Here is an 8,091-nt window from a genome sequence, read left to right on the forward strand (position 1 = left end):
AAACTGATGTCCGGCCAACTCGACGTTTCTGGCATTGCCTTGCCTGATGAGGTAGCGGCGTGACCACGGTCGCGGCTTCCATCCCGGTGCTACGCTGGGCCGCGCAGCGGGCACGCCTGCATGAAGAATACCTCTCGGCGCGCTTTCGCAAGTGGCCCCTGTGGTTGACCGGAGAGGCACAGCCCACGCTCAAGCAGTTGGAAGATTTTGCCCGGCTGACCCATACCGCCATCGGCTATTTCTTTTTGCCCGAGCCGCCTCAGCTTGCTTTGCCAGTGCCGGACTTTCGCACCCTGCGCGATGAAGAGCTGCGCGAGCCCAGCAGCGCGCTACTGGACACGCTGTATCTGTGTCAACAGCGGCAGGATTGGTACCGCGACTATGCCCGTGTGCACGGTCTTTCCCGTCTGACCTTTGTCGGCAGTGCGCTGGTGAACGAAGCGCCACAAGCCGTGGCCGAGCGTATGCGCGCTGCGCTGATACTTTCCACCGAAGAGCGACGCCAGTTGTCCACCTGGACGGACGCCCTGCGGCAGTTGATCGCCAAGACCGAAGAGGCCGGGGTGATGGTGATGGTAAGTGGAGTCGTGAGCAGCAACAGCCACCGCAAGCTGGATGTCGGTGAATTTCGTGGCTTCGCGCTGGCCGATGATCTGGCCCCGCTGGTGTTCCTGAACGGTGCGGACAGCAAGGCCGCGCAGATGTTTTCCTTAGCGCATGAGTTGGCTCACCTGTGGCTAGGTGCCACGGGCGTATCCGACTCTGAAGCAGGCCAAGTGCCCGAACAGGGCATCGAGCGCTGGTGCAACCAGGTGGCGGCGGAATTGCTGATGCCGCTGGAGGCGCTGCGCGCCGCCTACCAACCCGGCAAGCCTGTGCCGGATGAAATCCAGCGCCTGGCGCGGGAATTCAAGGTTAGCACTCTGGTGGCGCTACGGCGTTTGTTCGATGCCGGGTTTCTGGATCAGGCTCGTCTGTGGCAGCACTACCGCGAGGAACAGACCCGCTTGCAGGCGCTGGAAACTCGCGGCACTGGCGGTGGGGACTTTTACCGCAGCTTGGGCGCACGCACCAGCAAGCGGTTTGCCCGCGCGATTGTGACCAGCACGCTGGAGGGGCAAACCTTGTTCCAGGATGCTTTCCGCATGCTGGGCGTGCGCAAAACTGCCACCTTCTATGAAGCAGCCCGCGAGCTAGGGGTGGTGGTTTGAGCTACCTGTTGGATGCCAACGTCTTCATCCAGGCCAAAAACCTGCACTACGGCCTAGATTTCTGTCCGGCGTTCTGGGAGTGGTTGATCGACGGCCACACCAACGGGCGCGTGTTCAGCATCGACAAGGTAGCCGATGAGATCGCAGCCGGTGCGGACGAACTGACCCAGTGGGTGAGCGACCACGGCAATGGCCTGTTCCGCAAAACGGACGCCGCCGTGGCCGCCCAGTTCGGCAAGGTGAGCACCTGGGTGACTGGCCAGCAGTACGAACCTGCCGCTATCAACACCTTTTTGCAGGTGGCCGATTTCTACCTGGTGGCGCATGCGCTGGCAGGCGGGCATATCGTGGTGACCCACGAGGTGGCCGCGAATTCGGTCAAGCGCATCAAGATTCCCAATGTGTGCATCGGGCTGGGGCTGCGATTCATGACGCCTTACGAGATGCTGCGCGTGGAAAAAGCCAAGTTCGTTCTGGGAGGCGGACAGCCGTGATCGCAGCCCTGCATACTGCTCCGTTTGCTCTTGGCTCTGTACCCGCTGCCAGTCGGTTGGGTTGCCAAAACGGTCGCATTGCGCGCATACTTCGCCTTAACAAAACCCGCCAAGGCTATGCGCGCGAGCGTATCCTCAAACCGGCGGGTTACTTTTTTGTGCGCCCGAAATCAGCAGCGCACTGCGGTTTGGGAGACGCACGATGAAGCGCCCCTTCGCCAAACCTGCCACCACCCACGCCCAACAAGTGGCGCTGCTTCAGCAGCGTGGCATGGTCATCGACGACCCGGCCTCCGCCGAGTTCTACCTGCAGCACCTCAACTACTACCGGCTTGGGGCCTATTGGCTGCCCTTCGAAGCCGACCACGCTACACACACTTTCCGTCCCGGCACTCACTTTGCTCAAGTGCTGAACCTCTACGTGTTCGATCGGGAGCTGCGCCTATTGGTGCTGGACGCCATCGAGCGCGTGGAAGTGTCGGTGCGCAGCCAGTGGGCTTACCACTTGGCACACCAGCACGGCTCACATGCCCACCTGGATGTCACGCTGGCCTTTAAGCCGCATCTCTGGCAAACCAACCTCAACAAGTTGAGCGACGAAGTGGGCCGCTCTGACGAGGCCTTCATCAAGCACCTGCAAAACACCTATTCGGAAAGTTTGCCGCCGGTGTGGGCCGTGTGTGAGGTGATGTCCTTGGGCTTGCTCTCACGCTGGTACAACAATCTCAAACCCATGCCCACCCGCCGCGCCATTGCAGCGGCCTATGGCGTGGATGAGAAGGTGCTGGAATCCTGGCTGCGGCACCTCTCACTGGTACGCAATACCTGCGCGCATCACAGCCGTTTGTGGAATCGCGAGTTCACCGTCACACCGCTGCTGCCGCGTAACAAGCCGGCTGGTTTGGCGGCGCAGTTCCATGGTGGTTCGCGCAAGCTTTACAACGCGCTGGTCATCCTGCTGCATTGCATGGATGTGATCGCGCTACAGCATCGTTGGCGTACTCGTCTGAAAAATCTGATCGCCCGGCACGGGGTGTCCGTGGCGGCCATGGACTTTCCCGCCAACTGGCAAAACCTGCCCATCTGGCAGGACCCATCGCCAATACCGGGCACACCATAACAAGAATCAGGAGAACCGATGGCCAAGAAGGACTATTCCGAAGACCTGTTGATTCAGGCACCGACGGCAGAACTGTTGGAAAAGCAGCTCGGCTGGGAGAGCGTGTTTGCGCAGGACGAGGGTGCCAAAGGTGGATGGGGCCCCGACAGTCTGCTGGGCCGTGCATCGGATGCGGAGGTCGTGCTGACGCGTGACGTGCTGGCAGCACTCAAGCGCTTGAACCCGGGCTTGCCCGATGCGGCGTATCAGGATGCCTTGGCAGTGGTGGTTCAGGATGACATCACCAAATCGCTGATTGCGCAAAACGAGGAAAAATACAAGCTGTTGCGCGATGGCGTGCCGGTGAAATACCGCGACGCTGCGGGCCGGCTGGTTGACAAACGCTTGCGCTTGGTCGATTTTGATGAACCCAAGAACAATCGCTACCTGGTGGTGCGTGAGTTGTGGGTACGTGGCAAATTGTGGCTACGTCGCCCGGATGTGATCGGCTTCGTCAACGGCTTGCCGCTCGTGTTTATCGAGCTCAAGCGCTTCGAGGTGCACATCGACAGCGCTTACAAGAAAAACTACGTCGATTACCTGGACACCATCCCGCATCTGTTTCTCTGGAACGCACTGGTCATCATTTCCAATGGCCACGACGCGCAGTACGGCTCGTTGACCTCCAGCAAGGAGCATTTTTATCGCTGGAAGCGACTCGACGAGGACGATCCGGAGCCGAGCAAGGATCAGCCCCTACTGCCGATTCTCTTGCAGGGCATGCTACATCAACAGCGTCTGCTGGATATCGTCGAAAACTTCATCCTGTTTGATGCCTCTGAGGGCAGCACGCACAAGATCGTGGCACGCAACCACCAGTACCTTGGCGTGAATCGCGTGCTCGATCGGCTGAGCTCCACCGACCCCAAGATTCAGGCTGAGGTCGCCGCCGGGCAGTTGGGCGTGTTCTGGCATACCCAAGGTTCGGGCAAGTCGTATTCAATGGTGTTTTTGACCGAAAAAATCCATCGCAAGTTATCGGCATCGTGGTCGTTCGTGGTCATCACCGACCGCACCGAACTGGATGACCAGATTGCATCGACCTACACCAACTGCGGTCGCGCCAATAGCAAGACCGACCAGGCCAAGAATGGCGCAGCGCTGCGCTCGATGTTGCGCGACCAGAACCGCCGCTATGTGTTTAGCCTGATTCAGAAATACCGCGAGCGCGTCACAGAGGCCTATTCCGAGCGTGACGACATCATCGTTATCAGCGATGAGGCACACCGGACGCAGTATGGACGGCTTGCGCTGAATATGCGCAAAGGGCTGCCACGCGCCAAATTTCTGGGCTTCACGGGCACCCCGTTGATCGATGCCGGTGAAAAGCAGCTGACCCGTGAGGTGTTCGGTGACTATGTCTCGATATACGATTTCCAGCGAGCGGTGGCCGATGGCGCGACGCTGCCCTTGTTCTATGAGAACGCTGGCGAAAAACTGAAGATCATTGATCCCAAGGTGAGCGAACGCATCGCGCAGCACATTGAGGCTGCAAAGCAGGTTGCCACGCTGGATGATCCGTGGACGGACGAGAAAGAGGAAAAACTCTACCGGGAATTGGCGCGGGATTACCCCATCCTGACTTCACCCACGCGACTGGACAAGGTAGCGCAAGACTTTGTTGACCACTTTCACCAGCGATGGCGTGTGGTCGAAAACGGGGGTGGCAAGGCCTTGATGGTGTGCCTGGACAAGATCACCTGCGTGAAGATGCACGATCTGATCGTGGCCAAGTGGCAGGAGAAAGCCGCCCAGTTAGAAATGTCGGTGGCGGCCGAAGAAGCCTTGTTCGCAGCAAAGGGCAAAGCACCTACCGGACTTCTTAAGCAGCGACGGGAACACGTGGAGTGGATGAAAGCCACCGAGTGCTGTGTGGTGGTCTCGCAGGAGCAAGGCGAAGTCGCGGAGTTTGCCAAGTGGAAGAATTTCCGTGATGAGCCGCTGGATATCACGCTGCACCGCGAAAAGATGGTCAAACGCGACCTGGAAAAGGAGTTCAAGAAGGCAGACAACCCGTTCCGCATCGCGATTGTTTGTGCGATGTGGTTGACCGGTTTCGACGTGAAATGCCTGGCCACTCTGTATTTGGACAAGCCGATGCAGGGCCATACCCTGATGCAGGCTATCGCCCGCGTCAATCGGGTTGGCGGCGGCAAGAAGCATGGGTTGATCATCGATTACAACGGCATGATCAAAAGCCTGCGACGGGCACTGGCGACGTTTGCCCAGGGTGATCGTGCTGGCACGGGCAAGGGAGAGGCCGAACAGGATACGGTGCGGGACGATGCGGAGGCTCTGGCGGAATATGCCGATAGCCTTAAGGCCGCTACCGAGTTTTTGATGGATCTGGGTTTTGATGTTGACGAATTGGTCAACGCCAAAGGCTTCGATAAACAAAAGCAAAGCTTGGTGGCAGTTAACCTTCTCTGCGAAAGTGACGAGCGCCGCAAAACCTATCAGGTGATTGTTGAAGATGTACAAGCGCGCCATCGTGGCCTGTTCCCGCATCCGGGTCTGTTCGATTTCGATGCAGTAGAGAGTGCTGTCACCGCCGTCTACAACAAGATGCAGGATGCGCGTGTGTCACCGGATGTCAGTAGCTTGCTACAAGATTTGTACGACGTGGTAGATGTGGCAGTAGCAACCGACGCTCCGTCAGTCCGCGAACCTACAGCCCGGTATGACCTTTCCAATATCGATTTTTCTCGCTTGCGTGCCGAATTCGAGAAGTCGCCCTTCAAGAATGTCGTGGCGATGAACTTGATGGAGAAGATCGAGGAACGCCTGGCTGCGATGGTGGCGCGCAACCCCACTCGTGTGGACCTCTATGAGCGTTATCAGGAAATCGTTCAGGAATACAACAAAGACAAGGATGCGGCAGAAATACAGAAGGTGATGGACAACCTGTTTGCCTTCAATGACGACTGTAGCGAAGAGGAAAAGCGTTACCTGCGCGAAGGACTTAATAGCGAAACTGAACTGGCCGTATTTGACTTGCTTCAGAAGGATTCACTCACCAAGGGTGATCGTGAAGCGATCAAGAAAGTCGCCAAGGAATTACTCGGCAAATTGGCCGATCAGCGTTTCGCGCTGGAGCGCTTGCGCAGTATGGCGACGGTGCAGGCGCAAATGAAGGCCGAGATCATCAAGTATTTGTATGCCCACTTGCCGGCCAGTGCCTATAACCCAGACGAAATCAACATCAAGGCGGGCGCAGTATTCGCCCATATTTATAGCGCGGGCCTTGGTGGGGGTGCGCCAGCATACCACTAAGAGACAACGGTTTCCGCCAACTCATTGATAGCAATAACGGATCATGAGCGATTATTGCAACTTATAGAATGACGCCTTTTAGTCAACCTGCTGCTCAGGACTATTATTATTGCTTGTTCTCCTCGTCATCCTTCTTCCGGAAACTTTCCTCCGCCGCATCCATTTCGTCTGCAGCACTGCGATCAGGGGTTTCATCTTCTTCTGTATTTTCCTCGGCGGGCTGACGTGTCCGGATGCGTCCCGCAAAGAACAGGCCCAGCTCGAAGAGCATATACATGGGGATGAGGAGCAGCACCATGGACATGACATCGGGGGGGCTGAGGACGGCCGAGGCGATGGCGCAGACTAAAAACGCATAGCGCCGACTCCGCCGCAAGGTCGCAACCTGAAGAATACCTACGCGTACCAGAACGACAATCAAAATAGGGATTTGAAAGGCCAGACCAAAGGCCAGGGAGAACTTGACGATCAGGGACAGATAGCTGTCCACTTTCGGCATGGCGGTGATATCTGAACCGGAAAAACTGGTAAAAAAACGAAACGCATTGGGAAACACCACAAAATATGCAAAGAGCATTCCGCCAATAAACAGAAATATTGAAGCGAAAATGAGGGGAAAAAATGCCTTGCGTTCATGTTCATATAAGCCCGGCGCCAGGAAGGCCCAGAATTGATAAAGTACCACGGGTAGTGCCAGCACAAACCCCGAAATCAGGGACAGCTGCACATAGGTGAGAAATACTTCAGGAAGGCTGGTGTAAATCAGATGGCTGCCTTTTGGCAGAACCGCAATCAGGGGAGCAGCAAGAATATTATAAATGGTTTTGGAAAAGGGATAGGAAACCAGAAATCCGACAAAAATGGCGATGACGGATACCAGTACCCGGCGACGCAGTTCCAGCAAATGACCAATAAAAGTGTTCTCCGCCAATTTCTCCATGTTTAAGCAATTTCCTCAGGCGGAATAAATAAAAAAGTGTGTGTGCAAGCATCCAGGCAGTATGGAGGGATAGAAGGCATACAGGGAAAAGTGAAAATAACTACTCCATCAGCAGTAGGGAACCGTCATCAATGCAGGCGATCTTCTGGTCCAGGCAGGTCATCTGAATGTATGGCCGAAGGCACGACATCAATGTCGAGTTCCGTTTGTCTTGGCCCGCTTTCTTGTGGAGGGGATGCTTCGGAAGCAAGCTCATTGGCACGGGTTTCCCGAAGCGACGCAGAAGCGGTTATGTCACCCGGTAAAATTTCCTCACTGGCATAATCCCTTAACTTGTCTGCTTCCTTGCGCAAATCGTCCAGCAAAAGCTGCTGCTCTACTTCAGAACGCAGACCATTCATGGTACGGCGCATGGCACCGTACCACTTGCCTGCAGCTCGAGCCATTTCAGGCATTTTTTCCGGGCCGACAACCAGCAGAACAATAATACCCAGAAGTGCCAGTTCGCCAAAGCTGAAATCAAACATGCAGGATCAACGATTAACGGTTTCGTGCTCTTTACTGGGCTGAACGCTGGCATCAATGGTATGACCGATGCTCGCATCCTTTTTCTCTTCTTCCTCTTCCTTGACGGCAGAACGGAAGCTTTTGATTGCAGAACCCAGATCCGAGCCGACATTTCTTAGCTTTGCGGTGCCGAACAGGGCTACAACAATCAATAAAATAATAACCAGATGCCAGATACTAAAAGCGCCCATCACTGCTCTCCTTGCCCCGAAGGGGCTATGCGCTACAACCTAACTCTTTGACCATAGAAAAAAAATTCTGTTGCGTCAAGCCAGCGGACGGCGTGCAGCTTTTTCATCCAGGCCGGAAATTCCTTCGCGTTTTGCCAGCTCAGCGAGGACATCATCTATATGCAAATCCTGTTCCTCCAGAGCCACCATCAGGTGAAACAGCAGGTCGGCTGCCTCGGCAATAATCGGTTTTTTCTCATGATTTTTGCAGGCCAGC

8 protein-coding genes are annotated in these 8,091 nt (G+C 56.0%); 4 read left to right on the forward strand and 4 right to left on the reverse strand.

Annotated features, from left to right (window positions below; translation table 11 throughout):
* Window positions 1-59: 59 nt before the first annotated feature.
* The 4 genes from AC2VLY_RS17300 to AC2VLY_RS17315 all read left to right on the forward strand — a co-directional run bounded on the left by AC2VLY_RS17300 (window position 60) and on the right by AC2VLY_RS17315 (window position 6,137).
* Window positions 60-1,211 (forward strand): ImmA/IrrE family metallo-endopeptidase, encoded by a 1,152-nt coding sequence (locus AC2VLY_RS17300; protein WP_486891877.1) that lies wholly within the window; start codon window positions 60-62, stop codon window positions 1,209-1,211.
* Entirely contained in the window at window positions 1,208-1,705 is a 498-nt protein-coding gene (locus tag AC2VLY_RS17305) for a DUF4411 family protein (RefSeq protein WP_486891878.1), read from the forward strand. Before AC2VLY_RS17300 ends, AC2VLY_RS17305 begins: the two co-directional genes overlap by 4 nt.
* 202 nt (window positions 1,706-1,907) lie before the next feature.
* Window positions 1,908-2,825 (forward strand): Abi family protein, encoded by a 918-nt coding sequence (locus tag AC2VLY_RS17310; protein WP_486891879.1) that lies wholly within the window; start codon window positions 1,908-1,910, stop codon window positions 2,823-2,825.
* Window positions 2,826-2,843: 18 nt separating this feature from the next.
* Window positions 2,844-6,137, forward strand: coding sequence for a type I restriction endonuclease subunit R (locus tag AC2VLY_RS17315; protein ID WP_486891880.1), 3,294 nt, complete (start codon window positions 2,844-2,846; stop codon window positions 6,135-6,137).
* Window positions 6,138-6,243: 106 nt separating this feature from the next.
* Here the strand turns inward: AC2VLY_RS17315 and tatC are convergent, their stop codons facing one another.
* The 4 genes from tatC to hisE form a co-directional block, all read right to left on the reverse strand.
* Entirely contained in the window at window positions 6,244-7,077 is an 834-nt protein-coding gene (gene tatC, locus AC2VLY_RS17320) for a twin-arginine translocase subunit TatC (protein WP_486922730.1), read from the reverse strand.
* A 128-nt stretch (window positions 7,078-7,205) separates the two neighbouring features.
* Window positions 7,206-7,604 carry a Sec-independent protein translocase protein TatB gene (gene tatB, locus AC2VLY_RS17325; protein WP_193651179.1) on the reverse strand — a complete coding sequence of 133 codons (399 nt, stop codon included), beginning with the start codon at window positions 7,602-7,604 and terminating at the stop codon, window positions 7,206-7,208.
* Between the two features lie 6 nt (window positions 7,605-7,610).
* Window positions 7,611-7,835 (reverse strand): Sec-independent protein translocase subunit TatA, encoded by a 225-nt coding sequence (tatA, locus tag AC2VLY_RS17330; RefSeq protein ID WP_193651180.1) that lies wholly within the window; start codon window positions 7,833-7,835, stop codon window positions 7,611-7,613.
* A 75-nt stretch (window positions 7,836-7,910) separates the two neighbouring features.
* A partial coding sequence (gene hisE, locus AC2VLY_RS17335; protein WP_486922732.1) for a phosphoribosyl-ATP diphosphatase occupies window positions 7,911-8,091 on the reverse strand: 181 nt, incomplete at its 5' end.

Source organism: Acidithiobacillus sp. TH-A36 (assembly GCF_057473445.1).